Raw genomic sequence first — 26,929 nt, forward strand, 5'->3', positions numbered from 1 at the left:
GAATAAAGATGAAAATTGAAACGGTCGTTCGCAAAGTATATCCAAATTTAACGCCTTATATATGTAAGCTGGCGGACTATCCAATCGAAGAGCTGAAAGAAGCGCTTCAAAAAGAGAAGGTGTACAAACTTTCGTTTAATGAAAATCCACTGGGTCCTTCTGCTAAAGCGATTGAAGCGATGGAACAAGCCATTCGAATGACAAACTTATACCCGAGCTCCCGCGTAGAAGAGCTTCAAATGGCTATTGCAGCTAAGGAAGGTATACAACGCGATCAAGTTTTATTATCCAATGGGGCCGATGAAATGATTAACTTGGCTGCTCAAACCTTTTTAGAAGCAGAAGATGAAGTAGTGATGCCGGCTGTTACCTTTGTTCAATATGAAGCAGCTGCTCATTTGATGGGGGCCATTCCGGTTAAAGTTCCAATGTCGGGACAAATGGATACGGATTTAGATGGAATTATCGAGGCTATCACACCAAAAACAAAGATGATTTGTCTTTGTAATCCAAACAATCCAACAGGAGCTATTATTCCAGATGAACAAATCCGGGATTTTTTAAAGCGTGTTCCAAAAAATATTATTGTGGTGATCGATGAGGCGTATTATGAATATGCACAAGATCCAAAGTTTTCAACTTCGGTCAAATATATTGCCGATTATGAAAATCTTCTCGTCGTTCGCACATTTTCAAAAATATATTCACTTGCCTCAATCCGCATTGGATATGGAATGGGAAGCATCGCGTTGATGCAAGCTATTCACCATGTGCGCCCTCCGTTCAATGTCAACGGTATTGCCCAAGCTGGAGCCCTTGCTAGTTTAACGGATGTCGAGCATGTTCAGGCATCTCAACAGCTGAATGAACGCGGGAAGCAGCTTCTTTATGAAACATTTGAGCAATTAGGGTGGGATTATATCCCATCGAATGGGAACTTCGTTTATGTAGATACGAAAATGGACGGAGAATCCTTGTTTGATCAATTGGCTCAAAAAGGAATTGTTGTTCGAGTACTCAAAGGCTATGGTTTGCCGACTTCTTTACGTGTATCCATTGGAACAGAGGAAGCCATGAAAGCATTCGCAGAAGCTTTGCATGAAATTTTATAAAGAAAACTTCCATCGATGAAGCTTTCCTTCCCGGTCATGCGGGATAAAATATTGTAGGAAGTCTTTGCTCTAGATAGAGCTTGGACAAAAACGCCCTTTAGGAACAGCTGTTGCGTTCTAAAGGGCGTTTTTGATGTTAGAGCGTAATGGCTTCTTTTGTCATGTCTGGCAAGACGAGAGGTGCTCCTTTCATGTATACACGTGGGACTCGCTTGCCGATTAAGCATACGACTTCATAGTTAATCGTCCCCATGAGAGACGCAATCGTGTCCACAGATTGAAAGGCTTCGTGGCTATATCCAAAGATGGTTACTACATCTCCCACTGAGACCGAGGGAATAGCGGTGACATCAATCATCATTTGATCCATACATACGCGCCCCGCTATACGAGCGGCTGTCGCCGCGGACAAATGTGACTCCTTTGTTCGAGAGGAGGCGAGAGACACCATCTGCATATCCGACAGGTAGCGTAGCAATTACGCAATCGGTAGAAGGGATGAATGTACAACCATAACTGACGGGCTGTGAGGCTGGAACGGTTTTTAAGGCTGCGATTTTGGTTTTGAAACTCATCGCTTGTTCCAACTGTATAGGATGCTTTTTCAACGAATCATCCGGGTACAGCCCGTATAGTGCAATGCCGACACGGACCATGTCGAGGTGCATATCTGGAAAGTTCATGGTCGCTGCACTGTTGCAGCAATGCTTAATCGGAATAGAAATATTTTCGTTTTCTATGGCGTGAACGATATTCATAAATTGCGTAAATTGTTTGTGTGTATAAGAGGGGTCTTCGCTGTCAGCATTCGCAAAGTGCGTAAAAACACCTTCTAAGTGAACGAAAGGGGTACTTGTCGCTTTCTTTGCTAATGTTAATGCCTCTTCCTTTGAGGTAATGCCAATTCTTGACATACCGCTGTCTATTTTAATATGTACTGAGGCAGATTGTTTCAAGTGCTCAGCTTGATAAATGATTTCATGTAAAACGTCTTCGGAGAAAATGGTTAATGAAATGTTTTCTGCGATGGCTTTTTTGACGGATGACGCTGATGTATAGCCGAGAACGAGGATCGGCTCTTCAATACCGGCTTCTCTTAATTCTAGTGCTTCATCGAGCAAGGCAACTGCTAAGTAATCCGCACCTGATAAAAGGGCAGCTTTGGCAATTTCGACGGCTCCGTGCCCGTAGCCGTCTGCTTTGACAACGGCCATAAGCTTCGTTGAACGGCTAATATATCTTCTGAATTGCTGAACATTATGCTGAACGGCTTCCAGTGAAACTTCCGCCCAAGTATCTCGGTAACTATGCTGCTTCATTGTTCCATCCCCCTTGATGTACGTTGTAAAAAACCCCTCAAGAGTTGCTCTTGAGGGGAGGCATATTGTGGTCGAATACGTGGTAGATTAGTTTGTTGTTAATTCTTTTTCAAGAGCTTTTTCAACAGTGACATAATCATAGCCAAGGTCTCTTGCAACAGCTTCATACGTAATTTCACCGTTTGCTACGTTCACGCCAAGCTTTAATGCTTCATTTTCAGCGATCGCTTTGAAAGCACCTTTGTTAGCGATTTGTAATGCGTAAGGAACTGTTACGTTTGTTAACGCAAGTGTAGATGTTCTTGGAACCGCACCAGGCATGTTTGCAACAGAGTAGTGGAGAACGCCGTGTTTTTCGAATGTTGGGTTGTCATGAGTGGTCACATGGTCGCATGTTTCCACAACACCGCCTTGGTCAATTGCAACGTCTACGATAACAGAGCCAGGCTTCATTGTTTTTACCATTTCTTCTGTCACAAGCTTAGGCGCTTTTGCACCTGGAATTAATACGGCACCGATTAAAAGATCCGCTTCTTTTACTGCTTCAGCAATATTGAGTGGGTTTGACATTAATGTTTTAATTTGGTTGCCGAAAATATCATCTAACTGACGTAGGCGATCCGCGCTTAAATCGATAATTGTTACATCAGCACCTAAACCGATTGCCATTTTCGCAGCGTTTGTTCCGACGATACCACCGCCGATGATTGTTACTTTCCCGCGGTTTACACCTGGAACACCTGCAAGAAGGATTCCTTGGCCGCCGTTTGTTTTTTGTAAGAACTGCGCACCGATTTGAGCAGCCATACGACCAGCCACTTCACTCATTGGTGTAAGAAGCGGAAGCGTACGGTTAACAGATACTGTTTCGTAAGCGATCGCAATCACGCCAGAATCTTTAAGTGCTTGAGCTAAAGAAGGCTCAGCTGCTAAGTGTAAGTAAGTGAATAAAATTAAGCCAGGACGGAAGTATTGATATTCGCTCTCAAGAGGCTCTTTTACTTTCATCACCATTTCTGCTTGAGCCCAAACGTCTGCAGCGTTTTCGATGATTTCTGCGCCTGCTGCGATATAGTCTTCATTTGTGAAACCGCTTCCAATACCAGCGTCTTTTTCTACTAAAACTTTATGTCCAGCGTTTAAGAATGATACTACTCCAGCAGGAGTAAGCGCAACGCGGTTTTCGTTATTTTTAATTTCTCCAGGTACACCGATAATCATATCGTGATTTCCTCCCTTAACAACTTTCGTTTGTTTTGTTGTGACTTCAGTATAAAACGTTTACACCAATTTTTCTTTGTTGATAAAGGAGAAAGATTTCACGACTTTTTGTTATTTTTCACAAAAGGTTCACAATCACTTGAATTTTTCTAGTTTCAAGTCGAGATAGAGGGTCATTTTTTGGTTCGGATCTTTCAAATTGATTTCCCCGATGTCACTAATGCGCTTTAGCCGGTAGTTAAGTGTGTTTGTATGAACGTTGAGCGCTTTTGCGGCTTCGTTGACATTGTTATCTTTATTTAAAAAGACTTCTAACGTTTCAACTAAGTCACTTTTATGTTTTTCATCATATTGTTGTAATTTGATGAGTGCGTGATTTTCATATCCGTCTTTTGTTCGTTTCTCTAAAAGTACATCAATAAATTGGTATACACCCAAGTTCTGATAACTGTGAATCTCTTTTATCTCGGAAGGAAATTTCTCTTTCATAGATAAAACAGTCAACGCTTCACGGTATGCCTGTTCAATTTTTTGATAATCTCCGTATACACTGCTGAAGGAAGGGAGGATGGCTTCTACGCCAAAACGCTCTTCCATTTTATGAACAAATGCTTCAACAAATTGATTTAATTCAGTTAACGGATGCTCCATTTTATCGAGTGAGATGAGTAAAATGAGCTGATGATGATCTACTGTATGAAGCATAATTTTTAACCGCTGATTAGTAGTAAGTAAATAAGAAATTTGTTTTTCCCCTTCGGTTGTCACATCTTCCTGAAACTGAAAAACGGCTACCGCAAATAGGGAAGGTGGTTGAATTTGGAGAAGATGGAAGTGATTTTTAATTTCTTCATTTGAATGAATATGACCTGTTAATAACTTCCAAAAAAATTCTTGAAATCGCTCTTCTTTTTTATTTTTGCGAGCTTGAAACTGTAAAAGTTTGTTTTTGGCGGCTTCGGCTGCTTTCACTAAAAGAGAGAAATCGTGCTCATTTAACGATTTATCAATTTCTAAAGCCCAAATAAACCCAAGTACCTCATCTTGTTTCCAAATGGACACTGCAACACGGTCTCCAAGCCCTATCTCATCCATACTTTTAATACGAATGGGCTCTCGGCTGTTTAGAAGAGAGGGGATAACGCCTTCTTTCCAAAGATTATTAATGACTTTTTCTGGTACTCTTCGCCCAATGATGGTCGAGATTCTCGCTGAATCTGTTCGTTCATCATGTGTGCTGTAGGCGAGAAGGCGATGATTGGCATCTTCAATGGTAATCGGACAATGAAGGACCTCGCTGACCACATCAGCAAACTCTTCTAACGTGTCAAAATTAGCTTTGAAAGGATCATTTTTCATAGTAGTTTCCGCTCACTCCTTTTATTCTAATATAGTTTGATTTATGTCACTTTTTCTGCTATTCTTATAAAGTTGTGAACAGGTGATTTGTTTAAAACAACAAAATTATACCTTAATTTTTTGTGATTTACACAATAAAAATTCGTTCACAAAAATGTTAGAATTATGTCACAGAAGTTTTTTGAAATTCTTAGCTCTAGTTTACTAAATGTAAGCGTTAACAAGAGTTAAAGGGGAGAAAAGATATGGGAATCTTAGATATCATGGGAAAAATCAATGGAGTGTTATGGGGAACTCCAAGTTTGATTCTTCTATTCGGAACCGGTCTATTCTTGACAGTTATGTTAAGAGGGTTACAGTTCCGTCGGTTAGCTTATGCGTTTAAGCTTGGTTTTTCTAGAGAAAAAGAAGATGACGCTAAAGCAGAAGGTGATGTAAGTAATTTTAAAGCACTAATGACAGCGCTTGCAGCTACAATCGGTAACGGTAATATTGCCGGAGTAGCAACAGCGATTACGATTGGTGGACCTGGTGCGATTTTCTGGATGTGGATTGTCGGTCTTCTAGGGATGGCAACAAAGTATGCAGAGGCATTATTAGCGATGAAATATCGTGTGAAAAATGCTAATGGTGAATATTCAGGCGGTCCGATGTATTATGTGGAACGCGGTTTGGGTAAAAAATGGAAATGGTTAGCGGTAGCCTTTGCTCTATTTGGTGCGTTTGCTGCTTTAGGAATTGGAAACAGTGTTCAATCTAATACAATTGCAAGTGTTATGGACCAAAGTTTTGGAGTTAGTGGATTGACGACTGGTATTGTGTTAGCTGTATTAACATTCTTAATTGTTTTTGGCGGGATTCAGCGTATTAGTACAGTAGCAGGGTTTTTCGTTCCGATGATGGCCTTTCTCTATATTGGTGGCGCAATTGTCATTATTATCTTAAATGCAGATCAAATTATTCCTTCTTTTAAATTAATTTTCCAATATGCTTTCTCACCAATCGCAGCGACAGGTGGTTTTGCGGGGATTGTCGTAACAGAAGCGATTCGTAGTGGGGTTTCACGAGGAATCTTTTCTAATGAAGCTGGTTTAGGTACGGCAGCATTAATTGCAGGGAATGCACGTGCTGATCATCCAGTTAAACAAGCGTTGGTAGCAATGACAGGAACGTTTATTGTAACGATTGTCGTTTGTACAATGACAGGTTTAGTGTTAATGATGACAGGTTTTTGGGACCCAACAGGTGGTATTCTTTCTGGTGTCGCTCACGACCCTGGACTAGAAGGAGGCGCTTTAACGTCTGCTGCTTTCGCTTCGGTACTAGGAAAAGTCGGGGAGTATATCGTTGCATTTTCCGTTATTTTCTTCGGATTTTCAACCATCGTTGGCTGGTATGTATACGGAGAGAAGTGTTTCGAGTATCTTGTTGGAACAAAGGGCATCATGGCTTATCGTGCCGTCTATGTTTTCGCGACAGGCTTAGGAGCTGTTGCCAACTTAGCAGTAGTTTGGGCCTTCGCTGATATGGCCAATGCCTTGATGATGATTCCAAACTTAGTGGCGCTTATTCTTCTTTACAAAGTGATTGTAAGCGAAACAAACGACTATTTTGAAAACCACTATAAAGCATCTGAAAAAAGTATAAAAAAAGCAAGCTAAAAAAGTGAGGCTCAAATCTAATCGGATTTGAGCCTCACTTTTTTAAATTCATCTCTATCATAATCCTTTTGTTAGGCAGCTTTTGTAGCAACAACAACCACACGACCGCGGTCTAATTCTTCTTCATATTGGTCAGCTTCTGTTTCGGATAAGCCAACTGACCGCATTTTCGAACGAAGTTCATCTCCGCGGGAACGGAAGACGTTTGATAATTGATCGAAAAAGCCTTGTTCACTCATTCCGACATTATTAGTATCAGTTGCATCTGTTAAGTGAGTAGAACGGGTTTTGTCGTGTGCAAATAAGTAAATGTCATCTTTTGTAAATCCTTGGCGTAGGAATTGTTCAATAGTATCCTTTGCTTGAACTCCATTTTCTACTACTTTTACATTTAACATGTTACATAACCTCCTGAATGATGATTGCTTTTAATCTCAAAACATAAATTTGAATGGAACTAGCAGCTGCAGCTGTTTCTTGGTTTATATATAGCCCGTCTCCATAAAGCTAAAACATTTTTTCTGATTTTTTGTATATTTTTCCTGTCGGATTGTTATTTTAGAATGATATAACTTGCTTAGAAGTAGGGGGAGGAACTTTAAAAGGTGATGGCATCTAACTTGAAAAGTTTAGAGGCAATATGGTATTTTCAAACAAGATAGATTTGGAAACATATATGAAGGGGAGTTTAGGAAGGAAAGGTCCAAGCTGATTACTTTCTAATAGTCTCCAGCATTTCAACGCAGCAACACCACAATTACTCCCTAGTGGGGCATAATCTAGTAAAGAGAGGAAGAAGTTAGCATGTCAAAACAGCAAATTGGTGTAATTGGTTTAGCCGTGATGGGTAAAAACCTTGCATTGAACATTGAAAGCAGAGGATATTCGGTTTCCGTATACAATCGTTCATCTGATAAAACAGAAGAATTTTTAAAGAACGAAGCAGAAGGAAAAAACTTTAAGGGTACATACAGTATTGAAGAGTTTGTCCAATCGCTAGAGGCGCCTCGCAAAATTTTATTAATGGTTAAAGCGGGCGGCCCTACAGATGCAACGATTGACGCATTAAAACCGCACCTTGAAAAAGGAGATATCTTAATTGACGGCGGTAATACTTTCTTCCAGGATACGATTAGACGTAACAAAGAGCTTGAAGAAGCAGGCATTCACTTTATTGGCACAGGAGTGTCAGGTGGAGAAGAAGGAGCATTAAAAGGACCATCTATCATGCCTGGTGGACAAAAAGAAGCTTACGAGCTTGTAGAGCCGATTTTAAAGGCTATTTCAGCAAAAGTGGATGAAGACCCTTGCTGCACGTACATCGGCCCGAACGGCGCAGGTCATTACGTGAAAATGGTGCATAACGGAATTGAGTATGGCGACATGCAGCTTATTTCGGAAGCTTATTTCATTATGAAGCATGTACTTGGTCTGAGTGCAGAAGAACTGCATGAAGTCTTTGCTGAGTGGAATAAAGGAGAACTTGATAGCTATCTAATCGAGATTACAGCCGATATTTTCACGAAAGTAGATGAAGAGACAGGTAAACCGCTTGTAGATGTTATTTTAGATACGGCTGGACAAAAGGGAACAGGTAAATGGACGAGCCAAAGTGCTCTTGATTTAGGTGTTCCGCTTCCAATCATTACAGAATCGGTATTTGCTCGTTTTATTTCAGCAATGAAAGAAGAGCGGGTGAAGGCGAGCAAAATGCTCTCAGGTCCTGAAGTGAAAGCATTTGAAGGCAATAAAGAAGAATTGATTGAAGCTGTGAGAAAAGCGTTATACATGAGTAAAATTTGTTCGTATGCACAAGGATTTGCTCAAATGCGCGCTGCATCGGAAGAGTATGACTGGAATCTTCGCTACGGAGATATTGCAATGATTTTCCGTGGTGGATGCATTATCCGTGCTCAATTCCTTCAAAAAATTAAAGAAGCTTACGACCGTGAATCAGATTTGGCGAACTTATTGTTAGATCCATACTTTAAAGATATCGTAGAAAACTATCAATCTGCCCTTCGTCAAGTATTAGCGGTAGCCATTGAGCGAGGCATTCCAGTACCTTCTTTCTCAAGCGCACTAGCGTATTATGATAGCTATCGTACAGAGACGTTGCCTGCCAATCTTTTACAGGCTCAACGTGATTACTTTGGTGCCCATACGTACCAACGTGTGGACAAAGAAGGAACGTTCCATACAGAATGGTTCTCAAAATAAATAACTGTGTATTTGACTATTTCCCGGTGCTTCCGAAAATAGTCAAATACAATAAAAAAGAAGGGTCCTTTTACGGATCCTTCTTTTTTTGATCTAGAGGTAAATAGCCTGTATCATGTTTATTTACCGTTCATGTTTGTATTTGAACCAATCTCCCACCAATGGAAGCCATTCTCGGCTAATAATGCGTCAGACTCTTTCGGACCCATTGAACCAGATTCATAGTTCGGGAAGTTTTCTGGTTTGTGATTCGTCCATGCTTTGGAGATAGTATCAACAAACTTCCATGATAAAGCTACTTCATCCCAGTGAGTAAAGTTTGTCGCGTCTCCGCGCATGCAGTCATATAAGAGGCGCTCATAAGCTTCAGGTGTGTTCATTTTATCTCCGCAATTATTGCAGTAATCTAATTGAATTGGCGTAGATGTTGTACCGCCGTCTCCTTTTTGCGCATTCAGGTGAAGGGTAATTCCTTCATCTGGTTGAATGTGGATGACAAGTAAATTTGGATGGATGGTTTTGTCCTTGTCTACATATAAGTTCATCGGTAAATCTTTAAACTGAATAACGATTTCTGTTGATTTTTGAGTCATGCGCTTTCCAGTACGAATGTAGAAAGGAACGCCTGCCCATCTAAAGTTATCGATCATCAGTTTGCCAGATACAAACGTTTCTGTTCCAGATTCCGGATCAACCGAATTCTCTTCGCGATAAGCGGGTACTGGTGTACCGTCGACTAATCCGCGTCCATATTGTCCGCGTACAAAGTAATCGTCCACCTGTTCTTCTGTCATCGTGCGTAAAGCACGAAGAACTTTGACTTTTTCACTTCGAATTTCTTCTGTTGTGAGCTTAATCGGCGGTTCCATCGCAAGAAGAGCGACCATTTGCAACATGTGATTTTGAACCATGTCACGCAGCGCGCCTGATGACTCATAATAGCGTCCGCGATCTTCTACCCCAAGCGTTTCACTTGATGTGATTTGGATGTTGGAGATATATTGGTTGTTCCAAAGCGATTCAAAAATAGGGTTGGCAAAACGAATTACTTCAATGTTTTGAACCATTTCTTTTCCAAGATAATGGTCAATACGATAAATTTGGTCTTCTGTAAACACATGTCGAATTTGATCATTTAACGCTTTAGCAGATTCAAAGTCATGTCCGAATGGTTTTTCAATCACTAATCGGCTCCAGCCTTTTGTGGATGTTAAGCCTTCTGATTTTAAGTTGTCGCCAATGGTACCGAAAAATTCAGGTGCCATCGCTAAGTAGAAGATACGATTCCCATCGGTGTGATATTCTTCATCTAAGCGTCCAAGCAAGCTGTTGAGCTCTTGATAAGAAGCAACATCCGTTACATCAAATGGGTGGTAGTAAAAATGTGAAGCGAACGTCTCAGAGCTTACAGCTCCTTCTTGCAAATTGCTAATGGAGCTCTTTACATTTTCACGGAATTCTTCGTTAGATAAGGGTCTTCTCGCAACCCCGACTACCGCAAAATCTTCTGAGAGCTTGCCGCTTCGGTATAACCGAAAAATAGAAGGGAAAAGCTTACGTTTCGCTAAATCGCCTGTTGCACCGAAAATAACAATAATGGATTTTGGTTTGTTCGTTGTCATCACTTCAAAGAACCTCACTTTATTCTAAATGCGTTCAATTTTATCTTGCTCCAATCAACAGTCCGATTTTGGCTTATAAGGTATACATGAGGCAATAGAGACAGCGAGATACATGGTATCTTCATGTTGAGTGCCAAAGCGGTAAACTGTGTTTGAGAACTTGATAATATTTCTTGAAATCCAGTGCGAATGAAGAAATTACACTGGTTGAACCTTCACTTGATTATGTATCCTATTCAGTTATAAAATTGTATCTGTTTTAACGGTTTAAAGCAAATATTTAGTCACTTTTTATGTAAATTGACAGAAAGGTGTACTCTTAATATATATTTGTGTGATACCGTTTTCATTTTTCAGAAAAATATGTCAGCATAATAACATATCTCTGTTGAAAGAACCAACTTTTTTTATCTTCTTTACGAGTAAAAGGTCGGTCTCGTTGTGTAAGTAAGAATGGAGCTATCCTTGTTTTTCTCAAAAAAACCTTCAATGTTTCATGTGAAACATTGAAGGAGAATTGCCATTATACATATTGATATTGTGCAAGAGTTCCAAATGGCTCAATTTTATTTAAATTTGGATAAATGGAATCAAAATAAACATAGACGGGACAAAAATTTAAAAAAGAATGATGTTCAAAAAAAGCAGCATCTCCGTAACGTATAGCTTCCAGAGCAAGAGGCAGTTCCTTTTTAAATACACAATAACGCATAAGAGCTAGCTCATAGTCTGGCATATCTCCTACATAGCAATACACTTGAAAGACGTTGTGACATTGGGAGAACTTGAACTCTGCTAACACTTCATCACGTGCAGGTCCGATTTTATCGTAAGCATATTCTAAGGCAATGGTTAAAAAGAGTTCTGCAGTTTTGTCTGAATGCGTCAGTGTGTATTTTCTGCCAATTACAGGATAGGTGGGAGTTGCACCTAGTCGATATTCAGTTTGCAGCTTGTCGGGATTCAATTTTGTCATGTCCATCCCTCCTTTTGCAATTTCCAATCTTTACATTTTATACGAAAGAGCATGGGAACATGAATTGAAATTTTCATGAATGTGCTATTGCTCAAGCTCTTCTTGGGGGAGAAGTTAATTCGTGAATGTGAGCATGAAATCAGTTGATTCATATGAAGGAAATAAGGTAGGCTAATCATAGAAAATCTTGTGTTGAGAAAGGGGATGGGCAGATGACGATTTTAAAGAACGATTGGGCCCCTCTGTTAGAAGATCAATTTCAGCAGCCGTATTATCAAGTGCTGCGAGAATTTTTAGTAAATGAGTACAATACGCAAACGATTTTTCCTGATAAACATGATATTTTCAATGCTTTACATCTCACTAGCTATCATGACACAAAAGTCGTCATATTAGGGCAAGACCCTTATCATGGAACGGGACAGGCTCATGGTTTGAGTTTTTCGGTGAAACCAGGGGTTAAACCCCCTCCTTCGCTTGCCAATATATATAAAGAACTTTCTGCAGACGTAGGCTGTGACATTCCAAATAACGGCTATTTAGTAAAGTGGGCGCAACAAGGAGTTCTGTTACTTAACACTGTATTGACAGTCAGGAAAGGAGAGGCCAATTCCCATAAAGGAAAGGGGTGGGAAATTTTCACTGATCGGGTGATTGAACTGCTAGCACAGCGAAAGGAGCCTGTTGTGTTTTTATTGTGGGGAAAACATGCTCAAGAAAAGAAAAAACTCATTCATGCCACCCATCATTTCATTGTGGAGAGTCCGCATCCAAGTCCTTTTTCTGCAAACCGTGGATTTTTTGGGAGCCGCCCTTTTTCAAAGGCGAACCACTTTTTGCAGGAATGTGGGCAAACGCCGGTTGATTGGCAAATCGAAAATCTATAAGGTTCGAACAAGACATCATCGAGAAGAGATAGATGGGATGAAGTCCTTTTGGTAAAATAGGAGTCGTGGAAGAAGTAGAGAGAAAAAATTTTTTTAGATAATTTGCCGCACCTTTATTATAGAAGGAAAATGTTTAAACAGCACATAGGTGTAGGGAAATGATCGAAAGAATGGAATAGGTTATACGATGTCAATGCTGTAGTCAGGAGATAAACTGCTAGGCTGCCGTACTTGGATTAGAGAAAAGGAGGGGTGTTATGAATATTTCGATGCAGAAGCTTTTAGAAAAAATGAACGAAGAATTGAATCAAGCGATGACAGAAGCTTCTACTCAGCAAGGACGTAATGTACGTGACCGACTCGCGGCGATTAAAGCGCTTTGTGAGTTGGCGATGGACGAGCAAGAAGGTTCTTCTCATACTTTTCAAGAGTCAATTCCAGTTTCCTCGGAACCAAGAAGGATGGTCGTGTCTTCTCCAACTCCGGTAACAGTGGGCAAACAAACCGTAGTATCGGATGGAGCGAACGGAGACAGTCTTTTTGATTTTTAAAGTCAACACCTGGGCCCTATTCAACAGTGATTGAATATTTCAGGAGTAAATGAAAAATTAAGATCTCACTAGCTACATAATCAATCGATAAAAACATGTATGTTGTACCATGCTTAGAAAAGAGGAGAACATAATGAAAATCTTTTTGATATTAGGAGCCATTAATGCCATGCTTGCAGTAGCGCTCGGAGCATTTGGAGCGCACGGTTTAGAAGGCAAAATTTCCGCGAAGTATTTAGAGGTATGGAAAACGGGTGTGACGTATCAAATGTTTCATGCGGCTGGTTTGTTTGTGGTTGCCTTTTTGGCAAGCCGCTTTCCACATTCCTCCCTCATTAGCGCATCAGGCTGGTCAATGTTTATCGGAATCATTTTATTTTCCGGAAGCTTGTATGTATTAAGTACGTCTGGTATTAAAGTGTTAGGAGCGATTACGCCACTTGGTGGTGTGGCCTTTATTGTCGGATGGATTTTAATGGTGATTGCCGCTATAAGATTACTGTAAATATAAGCTAAAAAAGGAGTGCGAATCGCACTCCTTTTTATCTTGGAGAATAACTGCTGAGTGGTTGTTGGCCTCCCGTGTTGAATGGATATGTGTATTCGATTTCCTCATCGAACGTAATATAATCGAGATACACCATCAGTAACACGTAACGCTTTCCTGTCTGTGGATCACTTAAGATGATGTGATCGCGTCCTGCAGCTTCGACAATCCCCTTGAATACTTTTTGGTTATTTCCTTCAAACGTCATATAAACAGTGGCAACTTTCCCTTTATTTAATCGTAAAATGTTTTCAATATAGGACTCTTCAATTGGGAGCATTCCACCTGGTGCTTGAGGCACGCCTGTTCCTCCAGCTGGAATTTGGGGAGGAACTTGATAGGCTCCTGAAGGTTGCTGGTAAGACGGGTAGCCATATCCGTAGCCCCCATAGGGCATTTGCATATATGGATTTTGGCTTGTTGTTTTTTGGTTTTTCATACACATATCCTCCTTTAAACAATAACTGCTCATAGCATGTTATCTGTACACATCAGGACAATTGGATTGAGTAGGGATATAAAAACAGTGAGACTTGAAGCGTCCTGCATTATTTTGGTTGTACCATTGCGCAGGACAACTGCCGCCGGGTTTGAAAAACCAGAGTGAATAGGAAGCGGGATGATAGCGTCCTCCTTTAAGTGCTTTTCTTGCTAATTCAATCTCAGAAGGTCTAGCTCGCTGATAAAAATAACCTTTTTGGGTAGCTTCGAAGCCACCGGGGCTTTGATAGACCATTTTTTGGATAGAGGTGATGTCTTTAAAGTCTAAACAAGCAGACTTAGCCCGGTTTACCCCCACGTTTCCAACCATCAGCATTCCTAATTTTCCTTCCCCTTCTGCTTCAGCCCGTATAAGACGTGCCAGCAGTTTTACATCTTCTTCGTTGTAAGGAATCACACCCATGTTCTCACCTCACATACTCACTAGTGATACATATGAGACACAAAATGAAAGTATGCGTTCTTTTTCACCACCGGGATTACTTAGGAAAGGTTTGTATGTGTTCAAATTCGTAAAGTTTTCAATGCGCTGACGGAAAGCGAAAGAGAAGAGACAATGGAAGTGAGGCAAAAAAATGAGGGCGGCTAAAAGAATAAAACTTCTTCTTTTTAGCCACCCTCTGCCTCTTGTGTAGTTGTAAAGAGGATTGATTGAGATGTTAATTACACGTATAGAAATTGAGGAATCCGGTCTTCTGTTAAAATGTTTCCGACGAAGAACGTTCCGAATTCACCGTAGCGTGCACTAACCTCATCAAAGCGCATTTCATAGATAAGCTTTTTGAACTGCAGAACATCTTCAGCGAAAAGGGTTACTCCCCATTCATAATCGTCAAAACCTACAGAGCCGGTAATGATTTGTTTGACTTTTCCTGCATATTGACGTCCAATCATCCCGTGACTGCGCATTAAGCTACGACGGTCCTCCATTGGGAGCATGTACCAGTTATCATTTCCTTGGCGGCGCTTATCCATTGGATAAAAGCAAATATGCTTCGCTTTAGGCAACATTGGATAAAGGCGTGCACGAATTTCAGGATTTGCGTAAGGATCTTCTCCAGCAGGTAAGTAGTTGCTTAGTTCAACTACAGACACATATGAATATGTAGGAATCGTATATTCAGCTAATTTCGTTTTATTAAACTCTGTTTCGATTTCGTTGAGCTCTTCCATCGTTGGACGTACAAACATCATCATAACGTCTGCTTTTTGTCCGACAATGGTATAAAGAGCTTGGCTGCCTTCATTTGTTTGTTCGGTTTTTTTCCATTTTTCCATTAAACTTAAAAATTCATGAATAGCTGCTTGTCTTTCATCACTTGATAAGCGCTTCCATGACGTCCAGTCTATTGCCCGAAAGTCATGTAGGCTATACCAACCGTCTAATGTTTGAGCTGCTTCTGACATTTGTTTCAACTCCTATTATTATTTCATTGTAAAAATCTAATTTTACTATAACATAGTTTATCCTGTGGAACGGAACGAAAACCCTTTGGAATGTGATTAAATGATGAATGTTGAATCATATTAAGAAAGAGAATAAAAGGAAAGTTAAAATATCTAAAATTTTAAAATAAAAGAAATTTTTTGTTTGGATAAATTCTTTACGTGGTATTCTTTGATTTTAGGCAGAAGTGGAGTATGCTAATAAAAGAAAATTGTTATGTATAGTTAAGGAGGATTTACAGTGAGTGATTTATTTACAGCTTTAAAAGATAAAGTAGCTGATAAAGAAATTAAGATTGTTTTCCCAGAAGGGTTAGATGAGCGTATTTTAGGAGCGGTTGGTCGTTTAGCTAATGAAAACTTACTTACACCAATCGTAGTAGGAAATAAGGAAGCTGTGGCAGAAAAAGCGGAACAATTGAACATATCTCTGGAGAATGTCATTGTTCACGATCCAGCTCAATATGAAGAGTTCGATGCAATGGTTGCGTCATTTGTTGAGCGCCGTAAAGGGAAAGTATCAGAAGAAGATGCACGCAAAGTGCTCTTAGATGAGAACTATTTTGGAACAATGCTTGTTCATATGGGCAAAGCAGACGGCCTTGTAAGTGGAGCCGCTCATTCAACAGCGGACACAGTTCGTCCGGCACTACAAATTATTAAAACAAAAGAAGGCGTGAAAAAGACATCTGGTGTGTTCATCATGGTACGCGGCGATGAAAAATATGTATTTGCCGATTGTGCAATTAACATCGCTCCAGACAGCCAAGATTTAGCTGAAATTGCTATTGAAAGTGCACGTACAGCAAGCATGTTCGATGTAGATCCTCGTGTAGCCATGCTAAGCTTTTCAACAAAAGGTTCTGCTAAATCTCCAGAAACAGAAAAAGTAGCGAATGCTGTGCAAATCGCAAAAGAAATGGCTCCTGAGCTGACATTGGATGGCGAATTCCAATTTGATGCAGCATTTGTGCCATCTGTTGCGAAAAGCAAAGCGCCAGGCTCTGTTATTCAAGGAGATGCAAACGTATTTGTATTCCCTAGTTTAGAGGCTGGTAACATCGGTTACAAAATTGCTCAACGTTTAGGGAACTTTGAAGCAGTTGGTCCAATTCTTCAAGGATTGAACAAACCAGTAAATGACCTTTCTCGCGGATGCAACGAAGAAGATGTATATAAATTAGCATTAATTACAGCAGCTCAAGCACTGTAACAGAAAAGCTCTTTCCCTTTAGAGGGAAAGAGCTTTTTCATTGCGCATGTGCATGCGTTGTAGATGATGATCAAACAATTGCATCTCTTCGCTGGATAATGGCACAGCAGAAAGGTTGGCACCTGTAGATTTCAATGTTTGCAGCAAGGACACCATCATATCCGATACGGTAATATCTGTCTGAAGCAATTCGGATAACGAAGCCATTGTATGAGGGATGATGATTGGGTAGGAGAATTTCGTTTCTGTTCCTTTTAACCCTTGATGATAAAACTCTTGAATGATTTTCGCTCGCTCAGAGCCACTTCCAGAGACACATAAATAAATTTGAACGGCAATGCCCCCGCGGATTCTACGCTGGGAAATGCCAGCAAATTTTTGATTTCTAATGCTTAAATCATAGCTTCCAGGACAGTAGGAACCGACAATTTCTTTTGCTTCAATTGTTGTATGATAAGGCGCAAGCATTTGTTGGATGAGTTCGTACATGGCATTATAGCCGCGGTTGATATCAATCCCTTTTTCGGCATCGGGGAAGATAAGCGAAATGTTTAACACGCCTTCATCCAAGACGACAGCTAAGCCACCTGAATTTCGAACAATGGCTCGATAGCCTTTTGTTTGTAAAGATTCAATGCCGTCTTCTAAATACGGAAGGCGAGTATCTTGAATCCCGAGAACAATGGTGTCATGGTGAACCCATGCACGCATGGTCGCAGCTGAATCGCCTGACCCGACAGATGTACAAAGCGTATCATCGATTGCAAATGAATGCATCGCATCAAAAGTAGGTCCTAAGCTTGTTTGATCAATAATTCTCCATTCGGTTTGTGTAAGTAAAGATGAACCGTTTTCTTTCATATAAAAACTCCTTCAATTATGCCATCACACCGTCAGAACGAGCTGTTGTACGGGCAGCGGGTCATCGTTTGATATTATTTATTTTTAGTATGAAACGGTATTATTATAGCACAACATGAAGACGATGAATCGGCTTCCCTGATGTAAAAAGCGGCAGTAGAGAGGAATCAATACTCTTCTCTACTGCCGCCGCTAGGCTGTTTATGATAAGAATATAGGATAGGGTGTAAGGAAGCATGTTCAGAAAGGTTGTTACCGTTACTTTTTCATTCTGCTAACTTTTCTAAATTGCCGTTTCGGTCCATTTTAAATTTAGTCGATGGGCGTTCGTCATCTTCAAGCAAGACGAATTTTCTAGCCCGATTCATGATTTTCATAAGTGTTTCGTAATCTTCTTGAATAGTAGTGGAGTTTTGCTCTAATTGGGCGACTTGCTTCTCTAATTCCGCATTCTTAGTTTTTAATTCATGATTTTCTTTTACTAAATTTCTATTTTCATCTTTTAACAGCTTATGGTCATGTGTTTGAGAGCCCATTGATTGTAAAAAAGAAATAACGTGTTCCAATGTTAAAGCGCTTTGAGTAACGGGAAGCGGTGCAGGAAGTTCAGAAGCAACCGCAGGTGAATCAGCGATTTCCGTAATATCTGTTCCAAATTCCTCTAGTGACGGGGAAGGAGGATTGTAAAGCAGACGTTTTTTGGCGTTTTGAGTTTGTCCGAGCGCACGCATTCGTTGCTTTCGTTGTTTCTTGGCTAATTGAAGGGCTTTTTCATATGAGTGTCTTACCACCGCGTTCCAGCGGAAGCCGCAGGCTGCTGAAGTACGATTTAGTTGATCGCCAACTTCTTCGAAAGCATTTAACTGAGTGCTTCCTTCTCGTACGTGACGCAATACAGTTTCAGCTAACAGTAAATCATTTTCTTCTGTCCAAGCATCTTGTCTTTCTTTCATTTTCATTGTTCACTCCTAAAAGGTATAGTTTGGAATAGTTAGTTACTATCATGATGGGCAAAAGAGGCGAAGTTTATACCAAAATCTTAAAAGTATGATAGAGTTCGATAGATGGGTTGCTCTTTGGAGAAGGATAGATAATCCAGCTTGCAATAGAGAATAATAAGCGGTAAAATACCCCTTAGGCCAAAGTGATAGTCGAATGAATTTTGAAAGGATTGTATCAATATGGCAAATGAATTTAGAATATGTGATGACTGCCAGGCGACGAATATTAAAACGCTCGTGCCTCGCCTTCAAAAAATAGATGAGTGTGCAGAGATTCAAATTGGTTGTCAATCGTACTGCGGACCTGGGCGCAAAAAGTCGTTTGCGTTTGTGAATAATCGTCCGGTTGCAGCTCCGACAGAGGATGAACTGATTGAGAAAATTGAAAAGAAGCTAAACAAATAAAAAATCGCCTTTGCTTTCACGAAAGGTGATTTTTTCGTTCTTAGCTCAGAATACTAGGAAACTTATGCTCGTATGTCGAATATAAGGGGATAGAACAAAATGAGACAGTGAGGTATGCACATGACCGACTCTAACAGCAAATTAAGCGAAGAAAAAGTATTTAAAGACCCTGTTCATCGTTATGTTCATGTTCGTGATAAGCTCATTTGGGATTTGATTGGAACGTCCGAGTTCCAGCGGTTGCGCCGAATCCGTCAGCTAGGAACGACTTATTTAACTTTCCATGGAGCTGAACATAGCCGATTCAACCATTCATTGGGAGTTTATGAGATTATCCGCCGAATTGTGGATGATGTGTTTCACGATCGGGAGCATTGGAATAACGACGAGCGTCTTTTATGTCTATGCGCTGCGTTGCTGCACGATTTGGGACATGGACCTTTTTCTCATTCATTTGAAAAAGTATTTCATCTGGATCATGAACATTTCACGCAGGAAATCCTCCTTGGTTCTACAGAGGTAAATGCGGTTTTATGCAGGATGGGTGAAGATTTTCCGAAAAAAGTAGCAGAAGTCATTGGAAAAACGTATGAAAATAAGCTGGTTGTTAGCTTAATTTCCAGTCAAATTGATGCCGATCGCATGGATTATTTACAACGTGATGCTTACTATACAGGGGTCAGCTACGGACATTTTGATATGGAACGAATTTTGCGGGTAATGAGACCGAAGGAAGATCAAGTGGTAATTAAAGCTAGCGGGATGCATGCGGTGGAAGATTACATTATGAGCCGCTATCAAATGTATTGGCAAGTCTATTTTCATCCCGTGACGAGAAGTGCAGAAGTGATTTTGACGAAAATTTTGCATCGCGCAAAGCAGCTTCATCAAGAGTACTATGCCTTCAAACATCAGCCGGTTCATTTTTATTCTTTATTTGAGGACGAGCTCACATTAGAGGATTATTTACGATTGGATGAATCGGTTATTCTTTATTACTTCCAGGCTTGGCAGGAAGAAGAGGATGCCATCTTAGCTGATTTATGCCGCCGTTTTCTAAACCGTCGATTATTTCAATATATTGAATTTAATCCAAACTCTCAAATGAAGATGTGGATGGAGTTAAATCAATTGTTTAAAAAAGCCGGAATTAATCCCGATTATTATCTTGTCGTTGATTCATCTAGTGATTTGCCTTACGATTTTTATCGTCCAGGCGAGGAAGAAGAACGACTGCCAATCCATCTTCTTATGCCGAATAATGAAATTAGAGAACTTTCAAGAGAATCGGAAATTGTTGAAGCTATTTCGGGTAAAAAGAGAACAGACCATAAGCTTTATTTTCCGCAAGATCTCGTAGAAGGACTTTCTCCAAAGAGAAAAGTGAGAGAACAAATTATGGAGCTACTCAATATCGGGAAGAGTCAATAATTGGGGTGGATGAAGTTTATTTTAAGTATTAGGAGTTGAAGGGGCTTTGTTAAAGGATCATGCAAAAATTGTTCATGCGCTGGCCGTGGCTGGGGAGGTTATTGGACGAAAAAAGCTGCAGAAAATGATTTTTATTGCGAAGAAGCTGGATTTTCCGTTTTATGAACGATATAACTTCCATTTTTATGGTCCGTATTCCGAAGAATTAACATTAAGAATGGAAGAGCTATGCAATTTAGGCTTTTTGACTGAAGTTAAAGAGAAAAAGGGTGGGTACATCCAATATCGGTATCGCTTATCTGCTGAAGGGGAAGAATTTCTCGGTCATTATGATTTTGATTTCCCGGCTTTGCAATCGTGTATGACGGATATGAATGAGAAGAGCTCCCGCTTTTTAGAACTTGTTTCGACTGTTCTTTACTTCGAGAATTTAGAAAAACATGAAGTAAAGGAAAAGGTATTTACATTAAAAAGCAAGCAGCGGTATACAGAAGAAGAAGTAGAAGAGGCTTACACATATATTGAGCAATTAAGAAATAAACTGCACTAGAAGCCCTTTTCGTTAGCGGAAAAGGGCTTTTCTTTTAGAGAATTAAGCTTCGTCGCTTAAGCGTTTTCCGCCGACCGCATAATGATTTTTAGACATTTCTTCAATGAAGACAACAATCTTTTCTGCAGGTGCACCTGTTGTTTCGGAAACAGCTGCAGTGACTTTTTCTGCAAGCGCACGTTTTTGTTCTTCTGTGCGTCCTTCGAGCATTTTGACGGTAACGTAAGGCATGATAGCATCTCTCCTTTAGAAGGTATGTAGTTCTTATCTAGTTTACTTCTTTTTGCGTTAGAAGGAAATGCTTACACGCTTTCTTTTCCATTTTGATGAACACTGTCGTCCTTTGTCAGACTAGAACAGGCGGCTTGCGCTTTTCTTTGGAACCTTAGTATACTTGTAATACATTTGAAACCAAAATAGAGGAGAAAGAATGTGGAAAATTTTTTAGCTTTTCCAATGGAACAAATTCCGTTTGTTGTCATCAGTTTAGTGGTGGCTTTTACGATTCATGAGTTTGCCCATGCTTATGTAGCATACAAATTTGGAGATCCTACAGCCAAAAATCAAGGCCGTCTTACACTATCGCCATTAGCTCATTTGGACCCATTCGGTACATTGCTGTTAATTATTGCAGGATTTGGGTGGGCGAAACCGGTTCCTGTTAACCGTTACTTTTTTAAAAATCCGAGACTTGCGGGCGTGCTCGTTTCTGTCGCAGGTCCATTGAGCAACTTAATTCTGAGTTTTGTCGGAGCGATTATTTGGTACGTTTTGCTGCGTTTTAACATGCAGGGGATAGGCGGAGAAGTGTTATTCCAGTTTTTCAATACGTTTATTATGTTGAACTTACTGCTTTTTTTATTCAATTTGCTTCCATTTCCGCCGCTAGATGGTTATCGCATCATTGAAGACCTAGCACCGCCGTCTATTCGGGCGAAAATGACTCAATATGAATCGTGGGGAATTTTCATTTTCTTGGTGATGGTCATCACTCCTTTAGATGCATATATTATTCATCCAGTTTTTAATATTGGTATTCCTTTTTTCATGGGATTGATTGATGCGATTTTAGCACCGCTTATTTTGTAACGAATTGATAGGAGGGAAAACAGTGGAAGAACAAAAAAAGAAAAAGATTGGATTTAACATTATTAAAAATGATTCCACAGACGGGCACGGAGGATATGGTGTTGGTGCCTTAAGTTTAAATAACATTTCACCGGTGTTTGTCGATCCAGAAGAAGGGGAAGCTTTTGTAGACATCGGAGCGATGCATGCGCGGAGTACAGTAGAGAAGGGCATTAAATTCCTTCCAAATAAAGAAGACGTGCCAAACGGAAAGCTTTACTGGCTTGTCTGGGTCACGATTGACCGAAAAGAAGCTGGTCCTTACTATGCAGGGGTGACAGCTTGCGAAATGACAGTCGACCGTGACATTCGCCGAGGCTATAAATCATTGCCTGAGCATGTGAATAAAATGGATAAATCGCTGAAACGCCATATTATGGTGGACGGTATGGATGATCGCTCAAAGCAGTTGCTTCGCGATTTCTTAAAAAATCATAATGAAGAAATGTGGAACTTGTCTGACGAGCAGCTAAAACGTGATTTATCTCCTTTAGAGGAATAATCTGTTTCGCACGAAAAATTGTAAATGTGGCCATTTTTTGTCTAAAGTGTGACATTTTCAAGTCGCACTTGAGGTTTTGTAAGAAAATTATTACAATTAAAGGTAATATGGATGTTTTATAAAGCTAGGACATAGAAAAGCCCGGAGGATTCTCTCCGGGCTTTTCTATTGAAACCATTGAAACAACTTTTCATACCATGAAGGCGCTGCTTTTTCTTCTGTTTTAGGTTTGACTTCTTTCTCTTCTTCAAATAAATGATCTGTACAGTATTCAGTCGGTTCCGTTCCTTTTTTATAGTATGTCAATTTGGTGATCGGACAGTCAGAGGATGCCAATTTTCCGCTTTGAGGATCAATCGATACGCCTGTCACGCCTTTTGGAGGCGAAAATGTAGAGGGCGGTTCTCCTTTTAATGCTTTTTCCATAAATAATGCCCATATCTTCTTGGCGTATCCGCGCTCTTGCACAATATCCATTGTTTTGTCACGGTCATACCCTGTCCAAACTCCAGCTGTCAGCTCAGGAGAATAACCAATCATCCAGCTATCTGCGCTCGTTGTTCCAGATTTCCCAGCATAGGTCCGAGAAAGGTAGTTAGAAATCGGAGTACCTGTGACAGTTGTGTAGTCGTTGAGTCTAGCATCAAACATACCGGTCATTAAATGAGTCGTCAAAAAGGCGGTTTCTTTATCCAAAATTCTCGTTCGCTCAGCAGACGCTTCATAAATGACTTCGCCGTCATATGTTTCAACTTTTTGGATAAAAGACGGTGTAACTTGCCAGCCTCCGTTTGCCAATATGGCATAGCCGTTGGTCATTTCAATTAATTTTACAGGGGAAGTCCCTAAAGCAAGGGACGGCACTTTTTTTAATGGATTGCTGATGCCGACCTTTTTGGCGATGTCGACTAACTTATCTTGCCCGAGAAATAAATGCGTTTTGACAGCGTATACGTTATCCGATAGAGCGATTGCTTGCTGCAAAGTGATGGAATCATTTGCGTAGTAATGGTTGTAATTGCTTGGTGTATAAGTCGAAACGCCATCACTCAAGGAGAACGTCGTATATTCACTGCGCATTTGGGTAGAAGGCGTGAATCCATTCTCTAAGGCCGCATAATATAAAAAGGGCTTAATCGTGGAACCTGGTTGGCGAAAGGCTTGAGTCGCCCGGTTAAATGGACTCTTCTCATAATCCCGCCCTCCTACAAGCGCCTGTACAAATCCGCTTTTTTGATCGATTGCTACAAATGCCGTTTGAAGTTCTGTTTTAGGATCGATGACCTCTTGTATCGTTTCCTCTGCGATTTTTTGAAGGGAAGGGTCAAGAGAGGTGTAGACCCGTAACCCAGACAACTGAATTTGTTCATCTGACAAATTTAGTTCTTTTTTCAGTTCGGCTTTTGCGGCATCAAAGAAGTAGGAAATCCCGTTTCCTTGTTCTGTACTGACTCGCTTTTGAACGGATAGTGGAGCTGCATAGGCCTCCTTCGCTTCCTGTTCAGTGATTATTCCGTCTTTTTCCATTGAGGCTAAAAGAACACTTTGCCGCTCTTTAGCCGCTTCAAAATTGGAGTGCGGGGAGTAACGGCTCGGCCACTTCGGAATCCCGGCTAAAATAGACGCCTCGCTTAACGTTAGTTCATTGGCATGTTTGCCAAAGTAATAGCGGGAAGCCGCTTCGATTCCGTAAGTACCATGTCCGTAATAAATCGTATTTAAATATCCTTCAAGTATTTGTTGTTTATCATAGTTCATCTCTAGCCGGAGCGTATACCAGGCTTCGTGAAGTTTCCTTGTCCATGTTTTTTCGTGTGCTAAAAAGAGATTTCTGGCATACTGCTGGGTAATGGTACTGGCCCCCTGTACTTTTGCCATCGCTTTCAAATCTGCAATGGCGGCTCCAATAATCCGCTTGCCATCAAAGCCGTGATGATCGTAAAAGCGTTTATCTTCAATCGACAATGTGGCGTCAATTAAAATAGGGGATATATGTTCAAGCGGAACCCAATACCGCTTTTCTCCATGATGTACTTCACCGACGATACTTCCGTCATTTGCATAAAAAATAGCAGATTGAGGTACAGCTAAAGGAGGAGGTCCTTGCATTTTCGCCCATGCTAACACACCAATGACCGTCAAAACAAAAAGACCTGATGCAAATAGGCCGATGAGCAAAACTGCACGAATGTATTTTTTCGCTTTTCGTAACTTATCTATGAGAATCACTTCCACGTATCTCATCTCCTTTCCCTCTATTCATCAGTATTGAGAATAATAGAAGATTTTAAACATGGGTCCGCAAAGTATCTCTTAAGTTTTCCTCTCTAAAATCAAGGTTGAACGTCTTCTATTTTTTTGTTCTTTTTTGTTGCCCATGATTTATGTTTACATTTGTGCTAGATTCATCTATACTTTTCGTGTTTGTATCAATTGTGTTAGGGTAATCTATGCATGAGTCTCATAAATTCGAATAAAGAAAGGAAGACACAAACATGGAATTATGGTTTACAGAAAAACAAACGGAAAATTTCGGTATTACAGCGAAGATTAAACGTACTTTACATACAGAACAAACGGAATTTCAAAAGCTAGATATGGTAGAAACAGAAGAGTTTGGCAACATGCTAATTTTGGATGGCATGGTTATGACGACTCAAAAAGACGAGTGGGTATATCATGAGATGGTGGCACACGTTCCGCTCTTTACGCATCCTAATCCTGAGAACGTATTAGTAGTAGGCGGCGGTGACGGAGGTGTTATCCGTGAAGTGTTGAAACATCCAAGCGTGAAAAAGGCGACGCTTGTTGAAATTGACGGCAAAGTAATTGAGTATTCGAAAAAATACTTACCTGAAATTGCAGGTAAATTAGAAGATGCACGTGTTGAAGTAAAAGTAGGCGACGGTTTCATGCATATTGCAGAAAGCGAAAACGAGTACGATGTTATTATGGTTGACTCGACAGAGCCCGTTGGACCAGCTGTAAACCTCTTCACAAAAGGCTTCTATGCAGGGATTTCAAAAGCGCTGAAGGAAGATGGTATTTTCGTTGCACAAACGGACAACCCTTGGTTTACTCCAGAATTAATTACAAATGTACAACGAGATGTGAAGGAAATCTTCCCAATTACACGTCTTTACATTGCGAACATTCCAACATACCCAAGTGGCATGTGGACGTTCACAATCGGTTCGAAAAAGCACGATCCGCTTGAAGTAAGCGAAGAGCGTTTCCATGATATCGACACGAAATATTATACGAAAGAGCTTCATAAAGCTGCGTTTGTTTTACCAAAATTCGTTGCGGATTTAGTGAAATAAGAGACCCATATTACCAACTGTGTTAGACGAAGTAGAAATAAAGCAAAGAGGAGGAAACAAGCATGCGTTTTGATGAAGCTTATTCAGGTAATGTTTTTATTAGCAGCCATCCTGATTTTGAAGAAAGCAAAGCGGTTCTTTACGGAATGCCAATGGATTGGACCGTTAGCTATCGTCCTGGTTCCCGTTTCGGCCCGACTCGTATCCGCGAAGTGTCGATTGGTTTAGAGGAATATAGTCCGTATTTAGATCGTGAGTTGAACGATGTGAAATATTTCGATGCAGGAGATATTCCACTTCCGTTTGGAAACCCGCAAAAAAGCTTAGACATGATCCAAGAGTTTGTCGGGAAATTACTGGACGCTGATAAATTCCCACTAGGAATGGGCGGCGAGCACTTAGTATCATGGCCTGTTATTCAAGCTGTGTACAAAAAATATCCAGACTTGGCGATTATCCACATGGATGCTCATACAGATTTACGAGAGCATTATGAAGGGGAGCCGTTGTCTCATTCCACACCAATCCGTAAAGCAGCAAACTTGATTGGACCGGAAAATGTCTTTTCATTTGGAATCCGTTCTGGAATGAAGGAAGAATTCCAATGGGCAAAAGAAGTCGGAATGCACATTTCAAAATTTGAAGTGTTGGAACCGTTAAAAGAAATTCTGCCGAAATTAGCAGGACGTCCGGTTTATGTTACGATTGATATCGATGTGTTAGACCCTGCTCATGCACCAGGTACAGGAACGGTTGATGCTGGCGGAATTACATCGAAGGAGCTTCTTGCTTCCATTCATGCTATTGCTAACTCAGACGTAAAGGTTGTGGGAGGAGACTTAGTAGAAGTAGCCCCAATCTATGATCATTCGGAGCAAACAGCGAACACGGCAAGCAAGTTAATCCGTGAAATGATTTTAGGCTGGGTGAAATAAAGAAACTACTTAACAATGGATGTTGACTCCATTTGTTGAACAATCCATGAATGCTATAAGGCCGTCACGAGCTATATTCAAGTGTAACTTGTGACGGGATGAACAACGGTTTCTTCCTTTGTAAAGGAAGGCCGATAAAACAAGGGGGGCTCCTGCAA

Annotated in this window: 28 protein-coding genes; 14 read left to right on the top strand and 14 right to left on the bottom strand. The window is 40.5% G+C overall.

Annotation, left to right across the window (positions count from 1 at the left end; genetic code table 11):
- The first annotated feature begins 8 nt into the window (after positions 1-8).
- Positions 9-1,112 (top strand): histidinol-phosphate transaminase, encoded by a 1,104-nt coding sequence (gene hisC / locus ACXAEO_RS20225; RefSeq protein ID WP_474884471.1) that lies wholly within the window; start codon positions 9-11, stop codon positions 1,110-1,112.
- Positions 1,113-1,248: 136 nt separating this feature from the next.
- Here hisC and ACXAEO_RS20230 read toward each other — a convergent pair whose 3' ends face one another.
- The 4 genes from ACXAEO_RS20230 to ACXAEO_RS20245 form a co-directional block, all read right to left on the bottom strand.
- Entirely contained in the window at positions 1,249-1,482 is a 234-nt protein-coding gene (locus tag ACXAEO_RS20230; RefSeq protein ID WP_474884472.1) for an alanine racemase C-terminal domain-containing protein, read from the bottom strand.
- On the bottom strand, positions 1,463-2,431 hold the full coding sequence (gene alr / locus ACXAEO_RS20235) for an alanine racemase (protein WP_474884473.1): 969 nt from the start codon (positions 2,429-2,431) through the stop codon (positions 1,463-1,465). The genes ACXAEO_RS20230 and alr overlap by 20 nt, the downstream gene beginning before the upstream one ends.
- Positions 2,432-2,518: 87 nt before the next feature.
- Positions 2,519-3,652: an alanine dehydrogenase gene (gene ald, locus ACXAEO_RS20240; protein ID WP_474884474.1), complete on the bottom strand. Its 1,134-nt coding sequence runs from the start codon at positions 3,650-3,652 to the stop codon at positions 2,519-2,521.
- Between the two features lie 135 nt (positions 3,653-3,787).
- A complete protein-coding gene (locus ACXAEO_RS20245) occupies positions 3,788-5,011 on the bottom strand; it encodes a PucR family transcriptional regulator (protein WP_474884476.1) in 1,224 nt (407 codons plus the stop codon).
- A gap of 245 nt (positions 5,012-5,256) precedes the next feature.
- Here ACXAEO_RS20245 and ACXAEO_RS20250 point away from each other — a divergent pair, with 245 nt between their 5' ends.
- Positions 5,257-6,672: an alanine/glycine:cation symporter family protein gene (locus ACXAEO_RS20250; RefSeq protein ID WP_474884478.1), complete on the top strand. Its 1,416-nt coding sequence runs from the start codon at positions 5,257-5,259 to the stop codon at positions 6,670-6,672.
- A 71-nt stretch (positions 6,673-6,743) separates the two neighbouring features.
- On the opposite strand, the gene ACXAEO_RS20255 is transcribed toward ACXAEO_RS20250, so the two are convergent.
- Positions 6,744-7,070 (bottom strand): YflT domain-containing protein, encoded by a 327-nt coding sequence (locus ACXAEO_RS20255; protein WP_474884480.1) that lies wholly within the window; start codon positions 7,068-7,070, stop codon positions 6,744-6,746.
- 406 nt (positions 7,071-7,476) lie between these two features.
- Here ACXAEO_RS20255 and gndA point away from each other — a divergent pair, with 406 nt between their 5' ends.
- Positions 7,477-8,892: an NADP-dependent phosphogluconate dehydrogenase gene (gndA, locus tag ACXAEO_RS20260; RefSeq protein ID WP_474884483.1), complete on the top strand. Its 1,416-nt coding sequence runs from the start codon at positions 7,477-7,479 to the stop codon at positions 8,890-8,892.
- Between the two features lie 119 nt (positions 8,893-9,011).
- Here the strand turns inward: gndA and zwf are convergent, their stop codons facing one another.
- Positions 9,012-10,514 carry a glucose-6-phosphate dehydrogenase gene (zwf, locus tag ACXAEO_RS20265; RefSeq protein ID WP_474885109.1) on the bottom strand — a complete coding sequence of 501 codons (1,503 nt, stop codon included), beginning with the start codon at positions 10,512-10,514 and terminating at the stop codon, positions 9,012-9,014.
- 523 nt (positions 10,515-11,037) lie between these two features.
- Positions 11,038-11,490, bottom strand: coding sequence for a staygreen family protein (locus ACXAEO_RS20270; RefSeq protein WP_474884484.1), 453 nt, complete (start codon positions 11,488-11,490; stop codon positions 11,038-11,040).
- 212 nt (positions 11,491-11,702) lie between these two features.
- Here ACXAEO_RS20270 and ACXAEO_RS20275 point away from each other — a divergent pair, with 212 nt between their 5' ends.
- From ACXAEO_RS20275 to ACXAEO_RS20285, 3 genes are all read left to right on the top strand, one after another.
- Positions 11,703-12,377, top strand: coding sequence for a uracil-DNA glycosylase (locus tag ACXAEO_RS20275; protein ID WP_474884485.1), 675 nt, complete (start codon positions 11,703-11,705; stop codon positions 12,375-12,377).
- A 257-nt stretch (positions 12,378-12,634) separates the two neighbouring features.
- Positions 12,635-12,928: a YwdI family protein gene (locus tag ACXAEO_RS20280; RefSeq protein WP_474884487.1), complete on the top strand. Its 294-nt coding sequence runs from the start codon at positions 12,635-12,637 to the stop codon at positions 12,926-12,928.
- Between the two features lie 133 nt (positions 12,929-13,061).
- Entirely contained in the window at positions 13,062-13,433 is a 372-nt protein-coding gene (locus ACXAEO_RS20285; RefSeq protein WP_474884489.1) for a DUF423 domain-containing protein, read from the top strand.
- 37 nt (positions 13,434-13,470) lie between these two features.
- On the opposite strand, the gene gerQ is transcribed toward ACXAEO_RS20285, so the two are convergent.
- The 3 genes from gerQ to hemQ form a co-directional block, all read right to left on the bottom strand.
- On the bottom strand, positions 13,471-13,914 hold the full coding sequence (gene gerQ, locus ACXAEO_RS20290; protein ID WP_474884490.1) for a spore coat protein GerQ: 444 nt from the start codon (positions 13,912-13,914) through the stop codon (positions 13,471-13,473).
- Between the two features lie 39 nt (positions 13,915-13,953).
- Positions 13,954-14,379 carry a cell wall hydrolase gene (locus ACXAEO_RS20295; protein ID WP_474884492.1) on the bottom strand — a complete coding sequence of 142 codons (426 nt, stop codon included), beginning with the start codon at positions 14,377-14,379 and terminating at the stop codon, positions 13,954-13,956.
- 260 nt (positions 14,380-14,639) lie between these two features.
- On the bottom strand, positions 14,640-15,383 hold the full coding sequence (gene hemQ / locus ACXAEO_RS20300; RefSeq protein WP_474884493.1) for a hydrogen peroxide-dependent heme synthase: 744 nt from the start codon (positions 15,381-15,383) through the stop codon (positions 14,640-14,642).
- A 280-nt stretch (positions 15,384-15,663) separates the two neighbouring features.
- Between hemQ and pta the strand changes: the two genes are divergently transcribed.
- Positions 15,664-16,635: a phosphate acetyltransferase gene (pta, locus tag ACXAEO_RS20305; RefSeq protein WP_474884495.1), complete on the top strand. Its 972-nt coding sequence runs from the start codon at positions 15,664-15,666 to the stop codon at positions 16,633-16,635.
- Positions 16,636-16,653: 18 nt separating this feature from the next.
- On the opposite strand, the gene lipL is transcribed toward pta, so the two are convergent.
- Complete coding sequence (gene lipL / locus ACXAEO_RS20310) at positions 16,654-17,496, bottom strand: octanoyl-[GcvH]:protein N-octanoyltransferase (RefSeq protein WP_474884496.1); 843 nt, start codon at positions 17,494-17,496, stop codon at positions 16,654-16,656.
- A 266-nt stretch (positions 17,497-17,762) separates the two neighbouring features.
- Positions 17,763-18,449 carry an RsfA family transcriptional regulator gene (locus ACXAEO_RS20315; protein WP_474885111.1) on the bottom strand — a complete coding sequence of 229 codons (687 nt, stop codon included), beginning with the start codon at positions 18,447-18,449 and terminating at the stop codon, positions 17,763-17,765.
- A gap of 228 nt (positions 18,450-18,677) precedes the next feature.
- On the opposite strand from ACXAEO_RS20315, the gene ACXAEO_RS20320 reads away from it, so the two are divergent.
- The 3 genes from ACXAEO_RS20320 to ACXAEO_RS20330 all read left to right on the top strand — a co-directional run bounded on the left by ACXAEO_RS20320 (position 18,678) and on the right by ACXAEO_RS20330 (position 20,883).
- Complete coding sequence (locus ACXAEO_RS20320; RefSeq protein WP_474884498.1) at positions 18,678-18,902, top strand: YuzB family protein; 225 nt, start codon at positions 18,678-18,680, stop codon at positions 18,900-18,902.
- Positions 18,903-19,022: 120 nt separating this feature from the next.
- Positions 19,023-20,333, top strand: a complete 1,311-nt coding sequence (locus ACXAEO_RS20325) for an HD domain-containing protein (RefSeq protein WP_474884500.1) — start codon at positions 19,023-19,025, stop codon at positions 20,331-20,333.
- A gap of 46 nt (positions 20,334-20,379) precedes the next feature.
- Positions 20,380-20,883: a YwgA family protein gene (locus ACXAEO_RS20330; protein ID WP_474884502.1), complete on the top strand. Its 504-nt coding sequence runs from the start codon at positions 20,380-20,382 to the stop codon at positions 20,881-20,883.
- Between the two features lie 42 nt (positions 20,884-20,925).
- On the opposite strand, the gene ACXAEO_RS20335 is transcribed toward ACXAEO_RS20330, so the two are convergent.
- Positions 20,926-21,114, bottom strand: a complete 189-nt coding sequence (locus ACXAEO_RS20335) for a 2-hydroxymuconate tautomerase (protein ID WP_474884504.1) — start codon at positions 21,112-21,114, stop codon at positions 20,926-20,928.
- A gap of 201 nt (positions 21,115-21,315) precedes the next feature.
- On the opposite strand from ACXAEO_RS20335, the gene ACXAEO_RS20340 reads away from it, so the two are divergent.
- Both ACXAEO_RS20340 and ACXAEO_RS20345 read left to right on the top strand, forming a co-directional pair.
- A complete protein-coding gene (locus ACXAEO_RS20340; protein WP_474884507.1) occupies positions 21,316-21,972 on the top strand; it encodes a site-2 protease family protein in 657 nt (218 codons plus the stop codon).
- Positions 21,973-21,994: 22 nt separating this feature from the next.
- On the top strand, positions 21,995-22,513 hold the full coding sequence (locus ACXAEO_RS20345) for a YwhD family protein (protein ID WP_474884508.1): 519 nt from the start codon (positions 21,995-21,997) through the stop codon (positions 22,511-22,513).
- A gap of 165 nt (positions 22,514-22,678) precedes the next feature.
- On the opposite strand, the gene ACXAEO_RS20350 is transcribed toward ACXAEO_RS20345, so the two are convergent.
- Positions 22,679-24,748: a transglycosylase domain-containing protein gene (locus tag ACXAEO_RS20350; RefSeq protein ID WP_474884510.1), complete on the bottom strand. Its 2,070-nt coding sequence runs from the start codon at positions 24,746-24,748 to the stop codon at positions 22,679-22,681.
- Between the two features lie 260 nt (positions 24,749-25,008).
- Between ACXAEO_RS20350 and speE the strand changes: the two genes are divergently transcribed.
- Positions 25,009-25,836 (top strand): spermidine synthase, encoded by an 828-nt coding sequence (gene speE / locus ACXAEO_RS20355; RefSeq protein WP_474884512.1) that lies wholly within the window; start codon positions 25,009-25,011, stop codon positions 25,834-25,836.
- Positions 25,837-25,898: 62 nt separating this feature from the next.
- Complete coding sequence (gene speB / locus ACXAEO_RS20360; RefSeq protein WP_474884514.1) at positions 25,899-26,771, top strand: agmatinase; 873 nt, start codon at positions 25,899-25,901, stop codon at positions 26,769-26,771.
- Positions 26,772-26,929 lie beyond the last annotated feature (158 nt).

It is taken from the genome of Bacillus sp. ABA4_010 (assembly GCF_056159105.1).